The sequence below is a fragment of the Paracoccus isoporae genome (assembly GCF_900101865.1).
GTDB classification, from domain to species: Bacteria; Pseudomonadota; Alphaproteobacteria; order Rhodobacterales; family Rhodobacteraceae; genus Paracoccus; species Paracoccus isoporae.
The window spans coordinates 41,961-65,455 of record NZ_FNAH01000013.1 but is presented as its reverse complement, the minus strand read 5'-3'; the positions used below and the strand labels follow the sequence as shown (position 1 = coordinate 65,455).

General features: G+C 68.1%; 17 protein-coding genes. 5 read left to right on the top strand and 12 right to left on the bottom strand.

Annotated elements, in window-relative coordinates:
• Positions 1-340: 340 nt before the first annotated feature.
• The 4 genes from BLT73_RS15735 to BLT73_RS15720 all read right to left on the bottom strand — a co-directional run bounded on the left by BLT73_RS15735 (position 341) and on the right by BLT73_RS15720 (position 5,280).
• Complete coding sequence (locus tag BLT73_RS15735; RefSeq protein WP_090525386.1) at positions 341-1,951, bottom strand: PQQ-dependent sugar dehydrogenase; 1,611 nt, start codon at positions 1,949-1,951, stop codon at positions 341-343.
• 243 nt (positions 1,952-2,194) lie between these two features.
• Positions 2,195-3,370 (bottom strand): MFS transporter, encoded by a 1,176-nt coding sequence (locus BLT73_RS15730; RefSeq protein ID WP_090525384.1) that lies wholly within the window; start codon positions 3,368-3,370, stop codon positions 2,195-2,197.
• 70 nt (positions 3,371-3,440) lie between these two features.
• Complete coding sequence (locus BLT73_RS15725; RefSeq protein WP_090525382.1) at positions 3,441-4,199, bottom strand: sulfite exporter TauE/SafE family protein; 759 nt, start codon at positions 4,197-4,199, stop codon at positions 3,441-3,443.
• 22 nt (positions 4,200-4,221) lie between these two features.
• Positions 4,222-5,280 carry an AbrB family transcriptional regulator gene (locus BLT73_RS15720; protein WP_090525380.1) on the bottom strand — a complete coding sequence of 353 codons (1,059 nt, stop codon included), beginning with the start codon at positions 5,278-5,280 and terminating at the stop codon, positions 4,222-4,224.
• Positions 5,281-5,325: 45 nt separating this feature from the next.
• On the opposite strand from BLT73_RS15720, the gene BLT73_RS15715 reads away from it, so the two are divergent.
• Positions 5,326-6,018 carry a GntR family transcriptional regulator gene (locus BLT73_RS15715; RefSeq protein ID WP_090525377.1) on the top strand — a complete coding sequence of 231 codons (693 nt, stop codon included), beginning with the start codon at positions 5,326-5,328 and terminating at the stop codon, positions 6,016-6,018.
• Between the two features lie 18 nt (positions 6,019-6,036).
• Here BLT73_RS15715 and BLT73_RS15710 read toward each other — a convergent pair whose 3' ends face one another.
• From BLT73_RS15710 to BLT73_RS15695, 4 genes are all read right to left on the bottom strand, one after another.
• The gene (locus tag BLT73_RS15710; protein ID WP_090525375.1) at positions 6,037-7,116 is read right to left on the bottom strand and encodes a DUF475 domain-containing protein; all 1,080 of its coding nucleotides are present in this window, start codon (positions 7,114-7,116) and stop codon (positions 6,037-6,039) included.
• 215 nt (positions 7,117-7,331) lie between these two features.
• Complete coding sequence (locus BLT73_RS15705) at positions 7,332-8,456, bottom strand: OpgC domain-containing protein (RefSeq protein WP_090525373.1); 1,125 nt, start codon at positions 8,454-8,456, stop codon at positions 7,332-7,334.
• 1 nt (position 8,457) lies between these two features.
• Positions 8,458-10,554, bottom strand: a complete 2,097-nt coding sequence (gene mdoH / locus BLT73_RS15700) for a glucans biosynthesis glucosyltransferase MdoH (RefSeq protein ID WP_245727373.1) — start codon at positions 10,552-10,554, stop codon at positions 8,458-8,460.
• 4 nt (positions 10,555-10,558) lie between these two features.
• Positions 10,559-12,079, bottom strand: coding sequence for an OpgD/OpgG family glucan biosynthesis protein (locus BLT73_RS15695; protein WP_245727372.1), 1,521 nt, complete (start codon positions 12,077-12,079; stop codon positions 10,559-10,561).
• Between the two features lie 315 nt (positions 12,080-12,394).
• Here BLT73_RS15695 and exbB point away from each other — a divergent pair, with 315 nt between their 5' ends.
• From exbB to BLT73_RS15675, 4 genes are read left to right on the top strand one after another with little or no spacing between them, the layout of a single operon-like run.
• Positions 12,395-13,426, top strand: a complete 1,032-nt coding sequence (gene exbB, locus BLT73_RS15690; RefSeq protein ID WP_245727371.1) for a tonB-system energizer ExbB — start codon at positions 12,395-12,397, stop codon at positions 13,424-13,426.
• A 1-nt stretch (position 13,427) separates the two neighbouring features.
• Positions 13,428-13,940 (top strand): TonB system transport protein ExbD, encoded by a 513-nt coding sequence (gene exbD, locus BLT73_RS15685; protein ID WP_090525367.1) that lies wholly within the window; start codon positions 13,428-13,430, stop codon positions 13,938-13,940.
• Positions 13,937-14,905, top strand: a complete 969-nt coding sequence (locus BLT73_RS15680) for a TonB C-terminal domain-containing protein (RefSeq protein WP_090525365.1) — start codon at positions 13,937-13,939, stop codon at positions 14,903-14,905. The genes exbD and BLT73_RS15680 overlap by 4 nt, the downstream gene beginning before the upstream one ends.
• A 50-nt stretch (positions 14,906-14,955) precedes the next feature.
• A complete protein-coding gene (locus tag BLT73_RS15675) occupies positions 14,956-15,978 on the top strand; it encodes a siderophore-interacting protein (RefSeq protein ID WP_090525364.1) in 1,023 nt (340 codons plus the stop codon).
• On the opposite strand, the gene BLT73_RS15670 is transcribed toward BLT73_RS15675, so the two are convergent.
• The 4 genes from BLT73_RS15670 to BLT73_RS15655 are packed head-to-tail and all read right to left on the bottom strand — an operon-like array spanning position 15,970 to position 23,094.
• Positions 15,970-17,670, bottom strand: coding sequence for an ABC transporter ATP-binding protein (locus BLT73_RS15670; RefSeq protein ID WP_090525362.1), 1,701 nt, complete (start codon positions 17,668-17,670; stop codon positions 15,970-15,972). The two genes, BLT73_RS15675 and BLT73_RS15670, sit on opposite strands and share 9 nt — an antisense overlap.
• A 48-nt stretch (positions 17,671-17,718) precedes the next feature.
• Positions 17,719-20,970: an error-prone DNA polymerase gene (locus BLT73_RS15665; protein ID WP_090525360.1), complete on the bottom strand. Its 3,252-nt coding sequence runs from the start codon at positions 20,968-20,970 to the stop codon at positions 17,719-17,721.
• Positions 20,970-22,469, bottom strand: a complete 1,500-nt coding sequence (locus BLT73_RS15660) for a Y-family DNA polymerase (protein WP_245727370.1) — start codon at positions 22,467-22,469, stop codon at positions 20,970-20,972. The genes BLT73_RS15665 and BLT73_RS15660 overlap by 1 nt, the downstream gene beginning before the upstream one ends.
• A complete protein-coding gene (locus BLT73_RS15655) occupies positions 22,414-23,094 on the bottom strand; it encodes a hypothetical protein (RefSeq protein ID WP_143025700.1) in 681 nt (226 codons plus the stop codon). The genes BLT73_RS15660 and BLT73_RS15655 overlap by 56 nt, the downstream gene beginning before the upstream one ends.
• Positions 23,095-23,495: the final 401 nt, after the last annotated feature.

Genomic DNA, 23,495 nt, shown 5'->3' with positions numbered 1-23,495 from the left:
GGACCGCCACCAAATGGCTCTGGACCTATAACAACGAACGTCCCAACATGGGCAACGGCGGGATCACACCCGCCATGAAGCTGAAAATGGCCGCGTGAATTCTACAGCCACGCCCCGTTAAAAAGGGGAGGATTACCATGGCTCATGGTTCCATCTCCGGCAGCAAGGCTTCGTGCGGCTTGAGCTGGGCTTCCCAGTCTTCCAGATCGGAGAAGAAGGAGTTCGAACTTTCTCCTTCAAGGTGCGCCAGATTTCGCCGTCCGATCTCCCGCTCGCCTGCTGCGTTGAACGACGCGCGGCCGCCTCGCTGTTGTTGCGAAGCGGCCTCAAATCGCTCCTCTCAGCGGAGCAGCTTGATCTGGGTCATCAACTCGCTGATATCGGCGTCCGACAGGTCCAGATCTGGCATCGCCGTGCCCGACGCGAAGCTCTGCGGGTCGCGCAGGAAGGCCTCCAGCCTGTCCTCCGTCCAGACCTCGTCGCCGCGCGATTTCAGCGCATCGCTATAGCCGTCATAATCGCTGGCCGAGGCAATGTTTCGGCCCAGCAGGTTGCGCAGATGCGGTGCGCCGGGGGTGGATGCGGGGTAGTTCAGATTGTGGCAGGAGCCGCAATTGGACAGCGCGTTGAGATTGGTATGCAGGCCGATCTCGGTGCGGGCCATTTCGACATTTTCCACCGGGGACAGGATGATGATTTTGCCGCCATCCGTGCCCAGCACCAGATTGCCGCCGGCAATGTCCAGATCGCGGATCCGGTCGCCGATATAGACCTGCTCGGTATAGCTTCCATTCTCCCAGCGTCGGACCCTGAACAGCGAGCGTGCCTTCAGCGTCGCGGCGATCAGGTCGCCGTCCCACGCCTTGTTGAAACCCTCGGCATGAATGATGGCGCCGATGCCGGGGCTGGGCAGGAAGGCGGAAATGGGCGGGGTGTAGCCGCCATGTTCCGTTCCTTCGACCAGCGGTTTCTGCGGAAACTCATAGGTGCCGTAGACCGTGCCCATCGACACGTTGGGCCAGCCGTAATTCTGCCCGTCGCGGATCAGGTTGATCTCGTCGCCGCCCTTGGGCGCGTGTTCGGTGGAGATGATTTCTCCGGTCGCGGAGATGGAGAGGCCCTGCGGGTTGCGGTGACCGGAGGAGATGATCCGGCTTTCCCCGGTCTTGCGGTCCACGCGCAGCACTTTGCCCAGATCGCTGTCGGGCGATTGCGGGGGCGGGACATCGCCGGGGAAGTCGTTGGCGATTCCGTTCAGGCTGTAATCACCGACCGTCACCACAATGCTGTCGTCGCGCGGGTCATAGGCGATGGCGCCGCCGGCCGCCCGCTTGGCATGACCGTTCTGCAGTGAAAAGGGACGGGCCTGGAAAACCGGTGGCTCGACCCGGATCAGCGCATCGGAATCGGCATCGGTGCTCAGATCCACCCGGCTGATGACCAGCGATTTCGAATAGCCGGTGCGGTCAAGCTGTCCGTAGGAGACATACCATTCCGGCCGCCCGTCCACCTCGATCCGCATCATGTCGTAGATATCGTCAATCCGGGTTCCGTCCGGGCGGGTCAGCCGGCCGATATTGCGCGCACAGCCCGAATCAACGCAGCTTTCCGTCTCGACCCTGAGCAGCGAGCCATCATCGCCAAGTGCGACGGCCTCGTCACGCTGATCGGCGACCACCGCCACGATGGGCAGCACCCCGCCATCCTCGTCCGTGACCGTGACGTCCATCCGGTGAAAGGGCAGCAATGTGGTGTCGAGCAGCGTCCGGTCCGACATGTCCAGACGAAGTTCCGGGGCGGAGGCGTCCGCCACGGCGGGCTTCAGATAGCGGACCGTCTTCACGATGCTGTCGAAGACGACGTTCTTGCGAAGCGCCGAGTAGAATCCGAAGCAGAATGTCAGGGAGGCGACAACTGCCACGAGGGCAGTGAATTTCAGGTAACGAGACATCAAACCAACACGAGTTAAACAACGACACGGCACGATTGTTGATCCGGGGCGGTGCTGTGACAAGCAAAAATCCGCCGACCTGTCCAAAATGGCAGGTCGGAGGGCCGGATCCCTTCGACTGCATTCCGGCAAATCAGTCGGATTGGAAATCTGCACGCGCCGTCCGGCTGCGACCTTCGCCGATCGCTGGCTTGTCAGGGTGGTCACCTCGCCGCCAAGTCGCGCGAAGCCCCGCGAGCGGCTTTACCCTGCGCCGCGCGCGCGGCGTCGCGCCATCCAGCCGTGACAGATCATGGCCAGAAGATAGGCCAGAACGATCCCGCCCACCAACCCGCCGGGACCGGTGCGGCCCAGCATCAGCAGAAGCAGCGGCGTGCCGAGCAGATTGCCCAGATTGCCCATCTGCGCCAGCAAGCCGTTGGACAGGGCCCGATCCTCGATCGTGCGGTTCAGCTCCGGCACGGCCGCGAAGCTGGCCCCCTGGATCACGCCAAGCGCGGTGAACAGGCTCATCGCGGGCAGGCTCGGATCCGGTGTCACAGCCATGAGCGCCGCAGAGACCGCCGCGCCCAGAAACCCGATCTGGATCACCTGCACCGCCGAGAGGCGGCGCAGCAGCACCGGCACAATGGCGAGGCTGGACAGGATGCTGATGAGCGGCAGCGTCCCGATCATCTCGGCGCGGCGCGGGGCCGGGATCAGCCCCGGCAGGATCGCCAGCAGCGACACGAAGGTGAGCGTGTAGAACAGCCAGCCCAGTCCCGGCGCCGCGATGCGTGGTGAGTGGACCGCGCGGCGGATGTCGCCGATGAGATCGACCGGCGCTTCGGCGCGGCCGCGACCCGGCGCGACCGTTGGCAGCAGGAACCACAGCATCGCGGCGACCGCGATCAGCCAGGCCCCGTGCAGACGGAACAGCGCCGCCAGCCCGTCATTCTGCGCCAGCCCCGTGCCGAACCACGCCGTCGCGGCATAGGCGACGCCGAAGAATGTCGCCCACAGGGTCATGGTCAGGCCGCGGAATCGTTCCGGCGTGATCTGCGCGATCAGGGTCGGCGCGGCGATGACGATCATCAGATGCGAGATCCCCTCGAAGATCCGGCTGACGAGCAGCGGGCCGAGCGTGGTCATCTGCGCCTGGATGAGCGAGATGGCCCCGCCGAGGATCAGCGCGCCGATCAATCCGCGTCTCAGCCCGATCCGCAGCGCCATCGCCCCGGCAACCAGCCCGAACAGCGCGCCGACCAGGCTGACCAGCGACAGCAGTAGCCCCACCGCCGCGCCGGATTGCGGAAAGAGCGCCTGCAGCTCGGCAAAGGGCACGCCGATCTTGGAGAACTGCCCCGCCGCGCCAAGACCGGCGCACCAGAGGATCAGGATGGTCGCGGTGATCTTCAGGGCGGGGGCGCGCAGGGTCATGGCCGCGACGATAGGCGGGAGCTGCCGGATGCGCCATCGCAAAGCCGCCCCTCCCGGCGCCGCGCCTCTCTCAGCGCAGCAGGTCGCGCATCCCGGCATAGGTCAGCCGCAGCGACAGCAGGATCAGGATCACATCGAGCGCCAGTTTGAAGCGCCGGTCGTCGATCCGGTTGAGCAGCGTCTTTCCGGCCAGCGTCCCGGCGAAACCCGCGACGATCATCGCCGCCAGAAACGGCAGCCAGCCGGCAAAGGCAAAGCCGAGCATCCCGAACGTGACCGTCTTGATGGCGTGTTGCAGCGTCATCAGCGCGGCATGGGTGGCGACATGGGCATGTCGGGGCAGGGTCTGGGCCTTGGTGAACACCGCGACGAACAGGCCGGATGCCCCGAAAAACATCGTCAGGACGCTGGAGATCACGCCGACCGTCAGCGGCCAGTCGCGCACCGCGCGAGGCGCGCGGCCCAGCACCGACCACAGGATGAACCCGCCCACCCCCAGTTGGACCCATTCCGGCGGCAGGTTGACGGCGACCGAACCGCCGATCGCGGCGCCGATCACAGATCCCGCGGCAAAGCCCGGCAGGGCCGGCCAGAAGATATGCCGGAAGGTCAGCATCACGCGGCCGAGATTCGAGCCGATCTGGATCACGCCATGCGTTGGAATAAGTGCTGCGGGCGGCACCAGCGTGGCCATGGCCGCCAGCAGGATGCCGCCGCCGCCAATGCCGAATGCCACGGTGATGAAGGACGCCGCGAAGCTGACGGCGAGCAGCAAATACAGCACGGGCGGGCTCATCCCCTCTGGCAGGATCAGCAGGATCAGCTCCATCGTGACGGCTCCGCATGCGGCATCAGCCCGACCCGCCCCCGCGGCCCCTCAGCCCGAGCACCGCCGCGAAGATCGGCGCGCCCAGGATGACCAGGGTCAGCCGCAGCAGATGGTGGACGACGATGAACCCCAGATCCGCGCCCGCCACGATGGCCAGAACGGTCATCTCCGCCTGTCCGCCGGGCGCGAAGGACAGGAACCCCTCGATCGGCGAGGCGAGGCCGAGCAGCACGACCGCCTCGGTGACAAGGAAGGCCAGCAGGGCGAGGATCACGACAAACACCATCCCCGCCAGCACCACGCGGCGCAGCTCGATCAGGGTGACTCCGACATAGCCCACGCCGATTCCCATGCCGATGAAGAACTGCGCCCCCAGGATCGCCTCGCGCGGGGGGCGGTGTTCGATCAGCCCGGTCAGGGACAGGGCGGCGGTCACGATCATCGGGCCGAGAATCGGCGCGCCGAACAGCCCCAGCCGGGCGCCGATCTTCCAGCCGCCGACCGCCGCACCGGCCATCAGAAGCAATTCTGCCAGTGGAAGATCGGCGGCCGGCGCGCCGATGGGCTGGCTCAGCGTCCGGTCGAACACATGCAGCAGCACGGCCGGCACGATGGTCACGATTACCAGCACGCGGGTCGCATGGATCAGCGACAGCGCCCGCACATCGCCGCCCGCTTCCTGTCCGAACAGCACCATGTCCTGCAACCCGCCCGGCATGGAGGCGAAATAGGATGTCGCCAGATCAAACCCGCAGACCTTGTGGAAATACGGCACGCCGACAAGCCCGATGGCCGCGATATAGAACGGCACGAAGGCCACCGATCCCAGCATTTGCGGGATCTGGTGGATCACCTCTGGCGTGATCGAGGCCCCCACCGCGACGCCAAGGATCGTCCGCGCGGCATCCGAAACCCGCTTCACCCCCAAAAGCGGTGCCCCGATCAGCGCCGCGACAAGGCAGGCGAACATCGGCCCGAACAGGAAGGGCAGGGGGATATTCGCGAGGGCGAATACCGCCGTGCCCAGCCCTGCGAGGGCGAGCGTTCCGGTGCGTCTGACAAGCGGGGTGAGTTGTGTCATCACGGGTCTTGACCAATTTGTATCCAGCCGTATACCAAAGTTGCGATGAAGGAAACCGGCAAAGATCCAGAAGACACGCAGGCCCCGCGCGCGCTGCATGGCGAAAGCACCTATGAGCGGCTCTGCGATGACATCCGCTCCGGCGTGCTGCCGCCGGGCAGCCGGCTGCGCGAGACCGAGATCGCCACGCGGCTCTCGGTCAGCCGGACGCCCGTGCGCGAGGCGATCCGGCGGCTGGAGGCCGAGGGGCTGGTGATCCACCTGCCGCGCAGCGGCGCGGTGGTGCGCAAGCTCGACTATCCCGAGTTGATGGAGCTCTACGAGATGCGCACCGTGCTGGAGGGCACCGCCGCCCGCCTCGCCACGCGCAGCGCCTCGCCGGTGGAGATCGAGGAGTTGGAGGCGATCAATGCCGAGATGCAGCAGGCAGAGGGCCAGCCCGACCTTCTGGTGCAGTTGAACCGGCAGTTTCATCGCCGGCTGCTCGATGCCGCCCGCAACCGGTTCCTGCTGCGCGCGATGGCGTCGGTCGAGAACACGCTGCTGATCCTCGGCACCTCGTCCATGCAGATCCCGGACCGGGCGCGGCAGGCCGTGGCCGAGCATCGCGAGGTGCTGGATGCGCTGCTGGCGCGCGACGGCAGCGCGGCCGAAGCGGCCATGCGCCGGCATATGGAACGCGCCCAGTTCGCCCGGTTGCAGCGTTTGCGCCGTGCCGGGCTTTCGCAGGAAGGCTGACCGCCGCGCGGGCCGCGATCAGCCCTCTGCCGCCATGTCCGCGTTGACCCGGTTCCAGCGGATCGACGACCACAGCGACAGCCCGATCAGCCCCGCGCCGCCAAGCCCGGTGATGACCTCGGGGATCTCGATCAGCGATTGCAGGAACATGATGACCGACAGCGCAATGATCGCGTAGAAGGCGCCATGTTCGAGATAGCGATACGCCGTCAGCGTGCCCTTCTCGACCAGCATGATCGTCATGGAGCGCACATACATCGCCCCGATCCCAAGGCCGATGGCGATGACGAACAGGTTCTGGGTCAGCGCGAATGCCCCGATGACCCCGTCGAAGCTGAATGACGCGTCCAGCACCTCCAGATACAGAAACGCGCCGAGCCCGCCCTTTGCGCCTGCCTCCATCATCTCCTGGGTGCTGTCCAGAAGCCCGCCGAGCACCTCGACCAGCAGGAAGGTCAGCAGCCCCCAGATCGCTGACCGGAAGAAGATCTGCGACTCGCCCGGTTCGAGCAGGCGCGAGAAGATCAGCACGGTGACGAGCACGATGGCGACCTCGATCCCGCGGATCGTGGCGTAGCGCTGCATCGTGGCTTCCAGCCAGCGGACCCAGTGCACGTCCTTGCTCTGATCGAAGAAGAAGCTCAGCCCGACCATCATCAGGAAGGTGCCGCCAAAAGCCGCGATGGGCAGATGGGCATCGTGCATGATCTCGGCGTAGCGCGCCGGTTCCGCGGCGGCCAGCACCATCGCCTCCCACGGGCCGATCTTTGCCGCAATCACCACGATCAGCAGCGGAAAGACGATCCGCATCCCGAACACCGCGATCAGGATCCCCCAGGTCAGGAACCGGCGCTGCCAGACCGGGGTCATGTCCTTCAGCTTGTTGGCGTTGACGATGGCATTGTCGAAGCTGAGCGAGATCTCCAGCACGGCCAGGACCGCGCAGATGAAGAAGATGGTCAGCGTCCCGCCAAGGGTCTGGGTCATCTGCCAGCCCAGAACCGCCCCGAGCGCCAGCCCGGCCGCGGTGACGATGAAGGCCCATTTGAAATAATCGAGGACGCCCCGTGAGGGCCCATTAGTGCTGCTGCTTTGCATTCATGCAGTCCGTCGCGGCGCGAAACGGGAAAGTGCCGACATCACGAATGTGCCGCCACATTCGCCAGAGGGGCCCGGTCACCACATTTCATCCGACAAGGCGGATAGGCGCTGTCTAAGTGAAAACCGCACCGGCTTGCAATGGCCCGGACCGGCACTGCGCGGCGGTTTGCCGCAAGGTTCCCGGCTGTCAGCGGGTCGCGCGCCGGGACAGCTCAGCCCGGTTGAGCCACGCGCCGCTTCCGGCTCTGCCGTGCGGCGATCTCGGCCACCAGCCACAGCGCCACGACCGTCCAGATGTCGACCGACAGCCGATAGCTGAACTGGCTGGCCCCATCCATCATCATCAGCGCATCGCCCAGCACCGACAGCATGACGCAGGCGACGAAGGAGATCAGCCCGCCGCGGCCGATCACGGCCAGCGACCGGCCCAGCCAGGTGCCGGCCAGCCACTCCATCGGCCGGGCAAAGGGCACGGCCACGAGCCAGGCGGCGGCAATGATGGAGATGTAGCGGATGCTGTCGAGCGACCACTTATCGACCGGCCCGATGGCCTCCTTGATCTGTTCCATCAAGACCTGCCCGTCCGGCCCGAAGCGCCAGAGCTGGCTCAGCACCGCCATCGACAGGCCGATCGCCAGCATCACGACGGTGATCGGCGTCGCGTGGCGGCGCAGGACCGGCATGAAGCGCGTGCGGAACAGCCCCATCGCCACGCCCGAATGGAACAGCATTTGCCAGGCGAAGGGATTGAACAGCATCCCGCCCTCGGACCGGTGATTGGGGATCATCTCGTTCAGCGGCACTGACACCGCCCAAAGCGCGACCGATCCGGCGGCGAAGATCCAGGGGTTGCGCAGCATCAGCGGCACGCTCAGCGGGGTGAGGACCAGCATCACGACATAGAGCGCCAGCACGTCGATCAGGTTGGGCTGCATCCACAGCGTGCCGATGGTGACCAGGTAGCCGATGGGATATTCCACCACCCAGCGGGCATATTGCGACCAGATTGCGGTGTGGTTCATGCCGGCCTCGAACAGTCCGCGCGACAGCAGCGCCATCAGCACGCTGCCGACCACCAGTGCCAGCCAGACCTGCACTGCGCGGCGCAGGAACCGGATCTGGGCGGCGCGGCGGCCCTGGCTGCGCTCGACATTCAGCCAGACAAGCCCGACCAGGAATCCCGACAGCAGCACGAACAACTCCGCGGCATCGAACACCGCGAAGCGTCCCAGCGTATAGCCGCGAAGCACGCCGATGGGCATGTGATCGACCATGATGACCACGAGTGCGTAGCCGCGCAGCATGTCGAGGGCGATGATTCGGTTCTTGGCGTTCATGTCATTCCGGCAGGCGGGACCAGCGTTCGAGCAGCGTCGGAGAATTCAGCAACGCGCCACGCTCCTCCGGGTTCAGAAACCCGAGCGCTTGTGACTGGCTGTGCGCGGCGGCGATCTTCGCCTCGGCCGAGATGTCGGCCAGCCGGTCCTGGACCGGGCGGTCCGGCAGGGGCGGCAGCATCGCGACATAGGCGGCGCGCGCCTCGGCGTCGCGCGCCAGCCGCAGCGTCGGGTTCGACGGTCCGCGCAACTGCCGCGCCTGGTTGACGGATTCGGCCATGACCGGCGGGATCCCGCGCTCTTCGGGTGTCACCAGCAGACCGGCGGCCCGTGCCCATCGGCCGAGCACCGGCGAGGCGCTCCAGCGGGAAGTCAGCGGGGCGAGGATCAGCCCCGCCAGGATCGGCGACAGCCAGATGAGCTGGGCGGGCGAGAGATAGAAGATCGCGACGGTGGTCGCCACACCGGCCGCGACATGCATCCAGTGGCGGCGGATCACCACCCTCCAGGGCGGCATGGAGCCCTTGCGGACCTGGCTTTCCCAGCCGGAATTGCGGCCCAGCAGGATCTCGGCAATCTGGCGGGTCTGGATCAGCATCTGCACCGGGGCAATCAGCGCCGACATGACGATCTCGAAGATCGCGCTCAGCAGGATATGCGGCCGACCACCGGCGCCCTCGGCCAGCGGACGACGCCAGGCGCGGCCGATGGCGATGAATTTCGGCACCAGCAGCAGCGCGGCAGATGCGGCCAGAAGCCAGATCATCCGGCGGGCATCGAAGGTCGGCCAGTCGGGGAAGAGCTGATAGGTCGAGGGGAAATATTCCGGGCTCGACAGAATGACATTGGCGGTCAGGATCAGGCCGGACAGAATCAGCGCCAGCCAGATCGGGCTCATCAGGAAGCCCAGCACGCCGATCAGGAAATGCACCCGCGTGATGGCGGTGAAGCCGCGCGCGCCGATCAGGCGCAGATGCTGCAGATTGCCCTGCGCCCAACGCCGCTCGCGCACCGCCATGTCCAGCAGGGTGGGCGGGCTGCCTTCGTAGGAGGCGCGCAGATCCCAGTCCAGCCGCACCTTCCAGCCGGCCCGGCGCAGCAGCGCGGCCTCGACGAAATCATGCGACAGGATGGTGCCGCCCCAGGGCGCCTTGCCGGGCAGTTCCGGCAGCCCGCAGCATTCGGCGAAGGCGCTGATGCGGATCAGGGCGTTATGGCCCCAGAAATTGCCGTTATCGCCCGACCAGGCCGCCACGCCGCGGGCGATGGCGGGGCCATAGATCCGTCCGGCGAACTGGATGATCCGGGCAAAGATGGTCTGGCCGTGGACCAGCATCGGTATGGTCTGGATCAGCCCGAGCGCCGGGTCCGCCGACATCCGCGCCGACATCTGCCGCACCACGTCGCCCGAGACGACGCTGTCGGCATCCAGTACCAGCATCTGCTCATAGCGCCCGCCCCACCGCCGGATGAAATCGGCGATATTGCCGGCCTTGCGCCCGGTATTGTCGGTGCGGCGGCGATACCAGACCGGGATCGGGGAGAGCGCGCGCAGCCGCTCGGCCGCCATCGCCTCCGCCGCCAGCAGATCGGGGTCGCGGCTGTCGGACAGAACGAAGATCTCGGCCCGATCTGCCATGCCCTCGGCTGCAACCTCCTGGGCGAGCGCCGCCAGCAATCCCAGCGATTCGGTCGGATCCTCGTGATAGACCGGCATGACGATGGCGATCCGTGCATCCCCGTCCTCGGCCGGGGTTTCGTGCTGCCGCCCGGTCAGACCGGCCAGCATCGAGCAGAAGCTGAACCCGATCCAGGCGAAGGTCACGGCGAACAGCGCCAGCAGCACATATTGCATCGGCTGGATATTGGCGCCGAAGGCCGACCACATCTGCCACGCGCCGAGCACCGCGATGAGCGCGGCTCCGCCAAAAGCGATGAGGCGCGCGGCCCGCACTTCCGGGGCCGTAGTGACTTCCTGCGGGCCGGGCGGCGGCGCGGCACGGAAATCCTGCACCGGCATGTGACGCGGCGAGTCCGGGGGCAGGGCGGTCCGGAGATCGCGCGGGTCCGTCCGGCCGCGATGCGACAGCCTGTCCACCGCCTCAGCCCTCGGACCAGCGATACAGCCAGGTCTCCGAGAGGTTCAGCCCCTCGCTGCCCTCCAGAACCGCGCTCAGATCGGCGACCTCGGCCCCGTCGGCCAGATATTCGAAGGACAGGCGCAGCAGCCCCTCCTGTTCCAGCCGCAGGAGATAGGGATGCTCGATCTGGCCCTTGGCGGCATTGACCCGCGCGGAAGGATCGTCGCGGCCGATGAACGGGGCCAGGTCGAAATCGATGACGAAGCTGTGCACCCCCTTGCGGTTGACCGACCGACCGGAGCGCGTGGCGATCACCTTGGCCTGGGTGCCCGGATCGACCACCTCTTCGCCGAAGCTCAGCCGATAGCCGTAATCGGCGCGGGTGCCAGCCGCCAGCGGCTCGGAAGGCTGCCAGAAGCTGACGATGTTATCGTGGAACTCGCTCTCCACCGGGATCTCGATCAGCGACACCGTGCCCTTACCCCAATCGCCGGTGGGGCGGATCCAGGCAGACGGGCGGCTTTCATATTTCGCCTCGGCATCCTGGTAATCCGCGAAGTCGCGTGGCCTCTGGATCAGGCCGAAACCGCGCGGATCCTGATCCACGAATGCCGAGATCTGCAGCTTCGTCGGGTTGCTGAGCGCGCGCCACAGCCTTTGCCCGCTGCCGGTCACCATCTGCAGACCATTGCTGTCATGCACGGCCGGGCGGTAATCGTCGAAAGTGGCGCCATCGGCCGGGCCGAACCAGTACATCGAGGTCAGCGGCGCGATGCCCACGCCTTCCAGCTCCACCCGCGGAAACAGCGCCACGCGCGTGTTCAGCACCGATACCGCGCCGGGCATGATGACGAATTCATACGCCCCAGAGACCGAGCGGCTGTCCAGAAGTGCCTGGATCGTGACCCGGCCGTTTTCCGGGTTGGGGCGGTGGATCCAGAACTCGCGGAAGACCGGGAACTCCTCGCCCTCTGCACTGCCGGTGCGGATGGCCAGACCGCGCGCGGACAGCCCGTAAGTGTTTCCGCGCCCCAGCACGCGGAAATAGGAGGCGCCCTGGAAAACCGCCAGCTCGTCCAGGATGTCGGGGCGGTTCAGCGCACTGCGGATGCGGAAGCCCGACCAGCCCATCTCGTCCGGCGTGGCCGACGCCGCATCCTCGGGAAAGAAGTTCGGATCGAAATCGAAGACCGACGGATCGAAGGGCATGGGCTGCGGGACGCCATCCGTGACGAGGTTCACCCGCACCGGCTCGTAGAAGATCATCCCCGGCGACAGCAGGTCGAGGCCGAAGCCCGGAATGTCGCGCCAGGGATCGGCATCGCGGCGAAACCGGATCGCGCGATAGGCGTCGTAGTCGATATCCGCGAAGGGGCCGGACAATTCGCGCGCCGGCGATTCCCATTCGCGCGAGGCCCAGCCTGCCGCGATGGCGGCCACGCTCTCGAAGCCGAACGGATCGGCCGGCTCGGGCGCGCTGGCTGCGTCCTCGTCCTGCGGCGCCGCCTGCGCCTGCACGCGCGCGGCCTGAGTCATGGCCATGGCGGCAGACATGCTGCCAATGAAAGAACGTCGTTTCACTCGATCTGATCCGGATTGGGTGGAGTCACCTGCCTGTTATGTCATCGCCGGGAGGACGGCAAGAAACCGCGACAGACCCGGCCGGTTTGGGCGGAATTCTACGCAGGAATAGCTGGCCGCGCCCCATCAGTTCGGTTATCCGCCTGAACCGACCGGGACAGGATGTCGTGCGGCGGGGCCGCCGGAGCCGGGGCGGAGGGGCTGGCGGTTGGTCGCGCGGCTCCCGCCGCGTCGGACTGCGCGGCGAGCCGACGATGTTGACAGGAATAGTCGGATTTGAAATACGCGCAACTGAACCGGCGCTGCCGCCGGTCACTTTCGGTCAGCGAGTTCACCATGCAGCAGCCCTCTCTTCGCCCTCTCCTCGCCTCTGCCACGCTGGTCCTGGCGCTCTGCGGCACCGGCATGGCGGCGGCGCAGACGGCCCAGACCGCGCCACAGGACACCACGGTGGCCACCCAGACCGACGCGCTCTCCGCGCCCGAGCCTGCCGCCGCGCCGGCCGATCCGGCAACTGCGTCCGAGCCTGCAGCCGCGCCGCAGATCGCCATCGATCCGATCACCCCCGCACCAGCGGCGGAATCGGGGCTGATGGACAGCTTCGGGATCGGCCGCGATGCGCTGCCGCATGATCTGTCCCCCTGGGGCATGTTCCTCAATGCCGATATCGTCGTGAAGGCGGTGATGATCGGGCTGGCCTTCGCCTCGGTCGTGACCTGGACGATCCTGATCGTGAAACTGTTCGAGATCGCCGCCGCCAACCGCAACGCCCGCCGCAGCGCAGAGCTGATCGCGCGGGCGCCTGATCTGCGCGAGGCGGTCTCGTCCAGCCAGAGCCGCCGTGACCCCGCCAGCCGGATGCTGCGCGCCGCGGCGGCGGAGCTTGAACGCTCGGGCCCGGTCCTCGACAGCGCCGGGGTCGACGGGCTGAAGGAGCGCGTTGCGTCGTTCCTGTCCAGCATCGTGGCATTTTCCGGACGCCGGGCCGGAATCGGCACCGGAGTGCTGGCCACGATCGGCTCCACCGCGCCCTTCGTGGGGCTGTTCGGCACGGTCTGGGGGATCATGAACAGCTTCATCGGGATCTCGGAGTCGCAGACCACCAATCTCGCCGTGGTCGCACCGGGCATCGCCGAGGCCCTGCTGGCCACCGCGCTCGGCCTCGTGGCGGCGATCCCGGCGGTGGTGATCTACAACTTCTTCGCCCGGCAGATCACGGGGTATCGCCTGCGCCTGTCCGAGGCCGCGGCCGGGGTGGAACGTCTGGTCAGCCGCGATCTGGATTTCCGCAACGGCCGGGGGATGTGAGATGGCCGGACGGTTCCACGACGGCGATTCGCTGGAGGAAAATCACGAGATCAACGTGACGCCCTTCATCGACGTCATGCTGGTGCTGCTGATTATTTTCATGGTCGCGGCTCCGCTGGCGACGGTGGACATCAATGTCGATCTGCCGGCATCGCGGGGGTCGGCCGCGCAGCGCCCCGACCAGCCGGTCTGGCTGACCGTGGCGCCGGACCTGTCGCTGACGCTCGGTCAGGATGCGGTGCCGGAGGGCGGGCTTGCGCAGGCGCTCGACGCCCTGACCGGAGGGGATCGCGAGACGCGGATCTATCTGCGCGCCGACAAATCGGTCAGCTATGGCGATGTGATGGCGGTGATGAACCGGCTGCGCGACACTGCCTATACGAAAATTGCCCTTGTCGGGCTGGATGGCAACGCAGCCGCCGCCGCGACGGCCGGGGCGGCGGCGCCGGAGGCAGGCCAGGCCGGTTCCGCCGCCGCGCCCGGCGCTTCGACGTCGGCGGGTGCCGGACAATGACCGGGCGCGGCCCGGTCGGCGCGGTTGCCCGATGGGGCCTGACCGGGGCGGCCGTGCTGGCCGCCCATCTCGCGGCGGGGATCTGGCTGATCCAGACCGCGCAGCGCAGCGAGGCGCTGCAACCGCCGCCACCTGTCTTCGTCGATCTGGCCCCGTCACCCGAACCGCTGGCCCCTGCCGCCGCGCCGGGAGCGGAAGCGGCACCCCAGACCGCCAGCCCCCCGCAATCGGACCCCGCGCCTGAGGAGGTCGCCGAAAGCGCGCCGCAGCAGGCCGCGCCGGATTTCATCCCGCCTGACATGACCGAATTGCCGCCTGTGGAGGACTTCGCCGATCTGGTGCCCCCGCCCGCGCCGGTGCCGGATTTCGAGGCGCCGCCGATGACGGAATTGCCGCCGGTGACGGATTTCGCGGAGCTTCTGCCCGACTCCGCCCTGGTGCTTTCCGCGTCGGAACGGCCGGTGCAGCGCCCGGTGCGGCGCGCGCCCGAGCCCGAACCGCAGCCACAGGTGACGCGCCGGGAGACGCCGCGTCAGGCGCAACCACAACAGCAGCGTCAGGCCGAACAGCAGCGCCAGCCGCAACCGGCGCGCGCGCAGCCTCAGCCGCAGCGCCAGCAGCAGGCCGCAGGGGGCGGTGGCGGCAACAGCCGCCAGCAATCGGGCGGGCAGACCGGCGCCAGCCGGCAGCAGATGGCGAACTGGTCGTCCCAGGTGGGCTCGCGCATCACCCGGCACATGTCGCGCACCCGCATTGGCGGTGCGCGCGGCGGCCGGGTCCAGATCCAGGTCTCGGTGACGATATCCGCGAATGGCGCGGCCTCGGCCCGGCTGGCCAGTTCGACCGGAAATGCGCGCGCGGATTCGGCGCTTGCGCGTCAGGCCGCGCGGCTGCCGCGCATGCCGGCGCCGCCGAACGGTCAGTCGGCCTCGTTCACCCAGCCGATGGTGATCACCCTTCGATAACCGGGCATCCGCGCCCGCCCGCAACCCAACCCGCCCGAGCAGGTCCAGACATGCGCCATGATCCCTTGCCCCCGTTTCAGGCCGAAGCCCCGGTCGGGATCGGCTTTGCGCAGCTCGACGCCTTCCTGCGGTCTCATGCGGGCGAATACGGGTTGGAATGGCATGACGGGCATGGTCGCTCGACCTGGGTAAAGCTGGGTGCGGGCGAATTCGGTGCGCGCCGCAGCGGTGAGGCCAGCATCGTCTATGCCCGTGCGGAAAGCCCGGATTGGCTGCACACGCTGAAGGAAGCCGTCGCCTACCATGTCGAGGAGAATTTCGGCGCGGCGGAGATTCCGCTGCAATGGTCGGGGCCGGAACAGGCCGGGCAGCACCCGCCGAATTTCAGCCTTGCCCGCATCCGCTCCGTCCGGTGCATTGGCCGGAATTTCCTGCGCCTGCGGCTGGAGGGGGACCGGCTGGAGCGGCTCGATCGCGACATGATCCATTTCCGCCTGATCCCGCCGCATCCCGACGCGCCGACCCAATGGCCGCGCCTGACCGCAACCGGCCAGACCCAGTGGCCGCAAGAGCTGCACCGCCCCGCCTATACCGTGGCCGCGATCGACGCGGCCGCCGGCTGGCTCGACACGGATATCTTCATCCATGATGGCGGGCGGATCTGCGCCTTTGCCGCGCGCGCGGCGGTGGGCACGGAACTGGGGCTGACCGGACCGGGCGGCGGCGGCATCCCTATGGCGGGCCGCCTGCTGATCGGTGGCGACGAGACGGCCTATCCGGCGCTTGGCCGGATCATCGCGGCGCAGGCTCCGGAATCGCGGATCGACTGCCATCTGTTCGGCGCCGGGGCGGATTACCCTTTCCCCCGCCATCCCGGCCTGACCCTCAGCCACACGCCGTCGGGCGAGGCCGCGCTTTCAGCCCGACTGCAACAGGACTGGCCCGGCGCGGAGCGGGTCTGGATCGCGACCGAGAAGGCGCGGCTGCAACCGCTGAAACAGGCCGTGCTGGCGCATCTTCCCAAGACGATGACCCATCTGGCCGCCTATTGGAGCGCGCCGCGCTCAGCCTGACAGGCTCGCATAGATCCCGCCTCGGGCGCGCAGCGCGTCATCCGTGCCGCTTTCGACGATGCGCCCCTCATCCATCACCACGATCCGGTCGGCATGGCGGATGGTGCCCAGCCGATGCGCGATCACCAGCGTCGTGCGGCCCACGGCCAGCCGGTCGAGCGCGGCCTGGATCTCGCGCTCGGTGGCGGTGTCGAGCGCCGATGTCGCCTCGTCGAGGATCAGGATCGGAGGATTCTTCAGGAAGGCGCGGGCAATCGCCACGCGCTGCTTCTGCCCGCCCGACAGCATGACGCCTCGCTCGCCCACCACCGTGTCGAGCCCGTCGGGCAGGGCGGCGATCATCGGGCCAAGCTGGGCCTGCCGCGCGGCCTCGGCAACCTCGGCATCGCTCGCGCCGAGTCGGCCATAGGCGATATTCTCGCGCAGCGTGCCGCCGAACAGATAGACATCCTGGCTGACCAGCCCGATCTGGCGGCGCAGCGAATTCAGCGTCATCGCGTCCAGCGGGATGCCGTCAATGCTGATCTGTCCTGCGGTCGGCTCGTAGAAGCGCGGCAGCAGCGCCAGCAGCGTGGTCTTGCCCGCCCCGGACGGGCCGACAAAAGCCACGGTTTCGCCAGCCTTCAGCGTAAGCTCGATCCCCGACAGCACGGAACGCGCATCAGCATAGGCGAAATCCACCCCCTCGAACCGGATCTCGCCGCGCAGGGCGGGCGCTTCGCGCGCATCGGGCGCGTCCGAGATTTCCGGGTCGGTCGCCAGCAATTCCTGATAGCGGCGGAACCCCGCGATGCCGCGCGGATAGGTCTCGATCACCGCGGCGATCTTCTCCAGCGGGCGGTAGAAGACATTGACCAGCAACAGAAAGCCGACGAACCCGCCCGTGCTCAGGCTGCCCTTCAGCACGAAGCCGGCGCCGATCACCATGACCAGCACCTGCACCAGCCGCAGCCCCATATATTGCAGGGCCGACGAGGCCGCCATGACCCGGTAAGCCTCCAGCTTGGCCTGCCGGTAGCGGGCATTGTCCGCGGCGAAAAGATGGCTTTCATGGGCCTCGTTGCCGAAGGCCTGCACGACACGCACCCCGCCAAGCGCCTCCTCCAGCCGGACGTTGAAATCGCCGACGCGGGCATAGATCGCCTGCCAGGTCCGCGTCATCCGCCCGCCATAGAAGATGACGAGCGCCAGCATGGCCGGCACGATCAGCGCCACGATCAGTGCGAGCTGCGGGTTGATCCAGAACATCAGCGCAAAGGCGCCCGCAAAGGTCATCACCGCGATGAAGGCATCCTCCGGCCCGTGATGGGCGACCTCTCCGATCTCCTCGAGATCGCGGGTCACGCGGGCGACCAGCTTGCCGGTGCGGGCGCGGTCATACCACCGCCAGGACAGACGGGTCAGATGCTCGAAGGCACGGGCGCGCATCTCGGTCTCGATATTGATGCCCAGCCGGTGGCCCCAATAGATCACCACCGTCAGCAGCCCGGCATTGACGGCATAAAGCGCCAGCAGACCCGCCGCCGCCGCCAGTGTCAGCCCCCAGTCGCCGCGCGGCAGCAGATGGTCGATGAAGCCGGTGATCGCCAGCGGAAAGGACAGCTCCAGCAGCCCGGCCAGCACCGCGCAGCCGAAATCCACCCAGAAAAGCCGCATATGCGGACGATAATACGAAAAGAAATCGCGCAGCATGGTTCCCTTTAGCGGGGCTGAGGCGAGATGGAAACGGGCCGCGCGCGATCAGTGGAAATCGCGCGAGCCGGGCAGCACCCGGACATCGCGGGGATGTTTCAGCCCGCCTGCGCCGGGGCCCGGTCCAGGCCCCGCCAGCCCCGCCAGCCGGGACAGCACATCGCTGCGGTCGGTCAGCCTGTCCACGACCAGATGGGTGACGCCTTCACCCCGCTGGAGGCGGCCCTCCACGGCCAGCACGCGGGCGGTCATGGCGGGTTTGCGGAACGCCTCGAAGATCTTCGGCCAGAGCACCAGATTGGCGCTACCGGTCTCGTCCTCGACGGTGATGAAGCAGACCCCCTTGGCCGAGCCCGGACGCTGCCGGATCAGCACCAGACCGGCCAGCTTCACCCGCGCCCCGTTGCCGCGCCGGGCCAGCCCGGCGGCGGTGTCATAGCCCTGCGCGCGCAGGCTGGCGCGCAGGAAGCGCATCGGATGGGCCTTCAGCGACAGGCGCATGGTCTGGTAATCGGCCACGACCTGTTCGCAGACAGGCATGGCGGGCAGGGCGACGGCAGGCTCTGCGCCCTCATCCCCGGCGGTGAACAGGGGCAGGGCGGGCGCGTCCTTCAGAGCGCGGGCATCCCACAGCGCCGCCCTGCGGTCGCGCCCGGTGGAGCGGAAGGCGTCGGCCTCTGCCAGGCGTCGGATGGCGGCGAGGTTCAGCCGGGCGCGGCGCTGCACATCCTCGGGCGAGTGATAGGGCGTGTCGCGCGCCCCGCTCAGCCGTGCCGCGTCATCCTCGCGCATCCCGTCGATCTGGCGCAGGCCGAGCCGCAGCGCAAATCGCGCGCGCCCATCCGGGACCAGAAGATTGTCCCAGTCCGAGAAGTTCACATCCGCCGCCAGCACCGTCACGCCATGTTCGCGGGCATCGCGCACGATCTGGGCGGGGGCGTAGAACCCCATCGGCTGGCTGTTCAGCAATGCGCAGGCAAAGGCCGCGGGGTAATGCAGCTTCAGCCAGGACGAGACATAGACCAGATGGGCGAAGGCCGCCGCATGGCTTTCAGGGAAGCCATATTCCCCGAACCCCTTGATCTGGTCGAAGCAGCGCTGTGCGAAATCCCGGTCATAGCCGCGCGTCACCATCCGGCCGACCATCTTGTCCTGCAAGGCCCCGATCGTGCCGCGCGACCGGAACGTCGCCATGGCCTTGCGCAACTCGTTGGCTTCCTGATCGTCGAACTCGGCCGCGACCATGGCGATCTTCATCGCCTGTTCCTGGAAGATCGGCACGCCAAGCGTGCGCGACAGGATCCGGCGCAGCTCATCCGGGTCGCCGCCGGCGGGGGCAGGGTACTCCACCGGCTCCTTGCCGTTGCGGCGGCGCAGATAGGGATGGACCATATCGCCCTGGATCGGGCCGGGGCGGACGATGGCCACCTCGATCACCAGATCGTAGTAGCAGGCCGGCCGCATCCGGGGCAGCATGTTCATCTGCGCCCGGCTTTCGACCTGGAACACCCCCACGCTGTCGCCGCGCGACAGCATGTCATAGACCGCCGGGTCTTCCTTGGGCAGATTGGCCAGCGTCAGATCGCGCCCCTCATGGGCCCGGATCAGGTCGAAGCATTTGCGGATGCAGGTCAGCATGCCGAGCGCCAGCACATCGACCTTGAGAATGCCGAGCGCGTCGATATCGTCCTTGTCCCACTCGATGAAGCTGCGCTCCGGCATGGCGCCGTTGCCGATGGGCACGGTCGCGCCGAGCGGGCCTTCGGTCAGGATGAAGCCGCCGACATGCTGGGACAGGTGGCGCGGCATGCCGATCATCTGCTCGGCCAGCCGGATCGTCATCGCCAGCCGCTTGTCGGTCAGGTTCAGCCCGGTTTCATGGGCCCGGCCCAGATCGTCGCCCCAGCTTCCCCAGACGGTGTTGGCAAGCGCGCCGGTCACGTCGTCGGACAGCCCCATCGCCTTGCCGACCTCGCGGATGGCGCTGCGCGGGCGGTAATGGATCACGGTTGCGCACAGCCCGGCGCGGTCGCGGCCGTATTTGTCGTAGATATGCTGGATGACCTCCTCGCGCCGCTCATGTTCGAAATCCACGTCGATATCGGGCGGCTCGTCGCGGGATTCGCTGATGAAACGCTCGAACAGCAATTCGGTCGTGGCCGGGTCCACCGGGGTGATGCTGAGGACGAAGCACACCGCACTGTTGGCCGCCGATCCGCGCCCCTGGCAGAGAATCCCCTGCGCGCGGGCGAATTCCACGATGTCATGCACGGTCAGGAAATAGCGCGCGATCCGCTTGCGCGCGATCAGCTCAAGCTCGCGGGCGATGCTGTCGCGCACCTTCTCCGGCACCCCGTCCGGGTAACGCGCGTCCGCGCCCCGCCAACTCAGCACCGCCAGATGCGCCTCGGGCGTCAGCCCGTCCGGCACCGTCTCGCGCGGATATTCATAGGCCAGGTCGGTCAGCCGGAAATCGCAGCCATCCGCCACCTGCCGCGCCGCCGACAAGCCATGCGGCCAGCGGTGGAACAGGCGGGCCATTTCGGCGGGGGATTTCAGATGCCGCTCGGCATTGGGGTTGAGCAGCCGCCCGGCGCGGTCGATGCTGGTGGCCTCGCGGATGCAGGTCATGACATCCTGCAAGGGGCGGCGCTCGGCCGCGTGGTAATGGACATCGTTGGTGGCCAGGATCGACAGCCCCGCCGCCTTCGCCGCCCGGTCCAGCCGGTTGATCCGCGCCACATCATCGCCGCGATACAGGTAAGACGCCGCGACATGCCCCAGCCCCGGCAATCGCTCCGCCAGATCCGGCAAGGCGGCAAGCCCCGCGCCGTCTGCCTGCTCCGGCGGAATCCAGATCAGCTGCAGCCCCTCGGCATGGGCGGCCAGATCGGCAAGGCTCAGATCACAGGCCGCCTTTGCCTGCCAGTTCCCGGCCAGATCATGCCGCCGCCCCTTGGAAATCAGCGAGGACAGCCGCCCATACGCATCCCGGTCGCGCGGATAGGCCAGAAACGCGGTGCCGTCCGCCAGCACGATCCGCGCCCCGATCACCGGCCGCATCTGCGCCTTGATCGCGGCCGTATGCAGCCGCACCACCCCGGCGAGGCTGTTGAGATCCGCCACCCCGATCGCGTCGTATCCCAGGAACCAGGCGCTCAGCACCAGCTCATCGGCCTGGCTGGCCCCGCGCAGGAATGAGAACGGGGTGGTGATGCCCAGCTCGACGAAATCGGCGCGGGGGTTGGGTGTGAAATCGCCGCTGATCTCGCGCCGGGCGGGGCTGTCATTCTGCGGCATCAGGCAAAGACCCCGTGCACGAACCAGCGGGGCGCGCCGCCGCGCCCGTCGCCGATCAGCCCTTCGCGATAGAGCCACAGCCTGCGGCCGCCGGAATCCTCGACCTTGTAGTAATCGCGCAGCCGCGTGCCGGGGCGGTCGATCCACCATTCCGGGGCGATGCGTTCCGGCCCCTGCCAGCGGGCCACGCGGGCCGGGCGGCCGCGCCACAGGAATTGCGCGGGCGGGCCTTCGGGCACGGCATAGAGCACGCGCACCTCCTCGGCCGGGTCCAGCATCCGGGCCGGGCGGTCGCGGGGGGCGGGGGCAGCATCGCGCGGCTGTGGCGGGGCAGCCGTGGCGGGCGCTTCGGCCATGCTGCGTTCGGGAATATGGCTGTCGCGCGGCTCCGGCTGCATCAGCCGGCCCGGCCCGAACCGCGCGGCCAGCCGGTCGATCAGCCGGGACAGGTCGCTTGCGTCATCAGCCTCGCCCGCCAGATGTCGCTGCGCGGGGGCGAGGCTTTCGGTCTGCGGGGCGGCGAGTTCGATCAGGTCGATGCCGAAGCCGGGATCGATGCGCTCCAGCCGGTCGCGGAACAGGAATACCATATGGTCGGGGTCTCGGGTCGGCGAAGCCGCGCCTGCCGAGATCCAGCGCATTTCGCCATCGCTGCGCCAGACCGTCAGCCGCAGCCGCCTGGCCCCCTGCGCCGCCGCCGCGAGGTCTTCGCACAGCGCAGCGCAGAGACCGGGCAGATGGTGGGTCGGGTCCAGCACCGGCTCGGCCAGCCGGGCCTCGCGCCGGAACCGGGCCGGCGGGGTCGAGGGGCTGATCGGCTCGGCCAGCCGGCCTGTCGCCTGATCCAGCCGGATGAGCGGGTTGGCCGCCGCCTCGGTCCGCGCGAAACGGCGGGCCAGGGCCACGCGCGGCATCGCCGCCAGATCGCCCACGGTTTTCAGCCCCAGGCGGCGCAGCAGCAGCACCGCATCGCCCGGCAGGCGCAGTGCCGCGACGGGCAACGGGTGCAGTGCAGTGTCATCGCGTGCCATCGCGCGCGCCGCCCCGAAGCGCGACAGCGCCCAGGCCGCGCCCCATGTCGCGGCGATGGCCGGACGGCTGCCATATCCGACCGCGGCAAGCTGCGCCTGCATGGCGCGCAGCATCGCCCCCTCGCCCCCCCAGAGATGCGCCGTGCCGGTGATGTCCATGACCAGCCCGGCCGGTCCCGGCCCAGAGGCATCAACCGCCGTCCACGGGCAGAACCGCCGCGCCCACAGCGCCAGCCGCGCCAAGGTCCGTGCATCTCCGGCCGGGTCGGCGGGGGCGGTGCGCAGGGCAGGGCAGATGGCGCGCATATCGGCCAGCCGCGCGCCCACCTGCACCCCCGCCGCCGCGGCCGCGTCGCTGACCGCATGGATGACCGGGCCGTGCCCGCCCTCGATCCACAAGGCGAAAGGCGGCTCAGCCTGCGGCGCGTCCGCCCTGTCCATGGACGAGGCGGGGGTGTTTCGTGCCATCTGCCGCAGCCGCCGCTCCATCGGGAAATGCGGCAGCGAAATGCAGGCGATGCGCCGTGTCTTTGCGCCCGGCCTCATGGCTGACCACCCATGCACCCGGTCGCTTGTCGCGTGAGCGCAGCAATTCCACCCGCCACAGCGCCACGCCGGGGGCCGCGGCGTCGTCCGGGTTGCGGGCCGAGGGCAGGGCCGTGACCCGCCAGCGGTCGCGCAGCGCGCTCGGTTCGGCATGGGCGGCATGGCGGATCAGCCAGAGCCGGACGCCATGGGATTCGGCACGCAGCGCGAGGCGGCGTGTGGCGGTGAAACTCAGCACGGTCGGGTTGCCGTGGATCTCTGCCACCACCGCCGAGAGCGCGTGGCAGGCCAGCCCTTCTTCCGCCGCTTCCAGAACGTCGCGCGGATGGGATGGGCGCATCAGCAGCACGGGCTGGCGCGACGGGGCCAGCCATGGCCGCCCCGTGTCGCGCGCGCTCTGCCGGTCCTGAAGCCACAGCACCGGCCCGTCCAGATGCGCCATGACGAATCCCGCAAACGCCCCGTCTCCGGCTGCAAACAGCTCTGCGCTGCGCGCCGGGTCGGGCGCAGCGGCGGGGGAGTTGGCAGAGGGGATGCGTGGGGTCATGCATTTTGGCGGGGTCAGATGTTCCTGATTTGTTCTAGCGTTCCTGCCGGTTCGGAGTCAATTCGAGCCGCCCCCCGGCAGCCCGTCATCCCAGTCCGCCATGCGGCCCTTGGCGCATCTGGTGGGTGGCTGCGGCTGTGCCACAAGATCCGCCTGGTGGCGGGGGGCCGTGCAGCGGGTGATGCACGTCATCGAGCGGTCGGCGTTCGCGAGGGGGAGAATCAGGTGGCCCGGGGACGACGGCAATGACGCCCCGCCATCCCGATGCGGATCACGCGGGATCGTAACTGTCACACCCCGACGCGGCGCAGAACACCGGCAGGCGCGGCGCTTCACCCCCCGGCATAAGCTTTCAGAACAGCGTTCAGGAGATGATATTGGCTTGGAATTGCATGAAATTC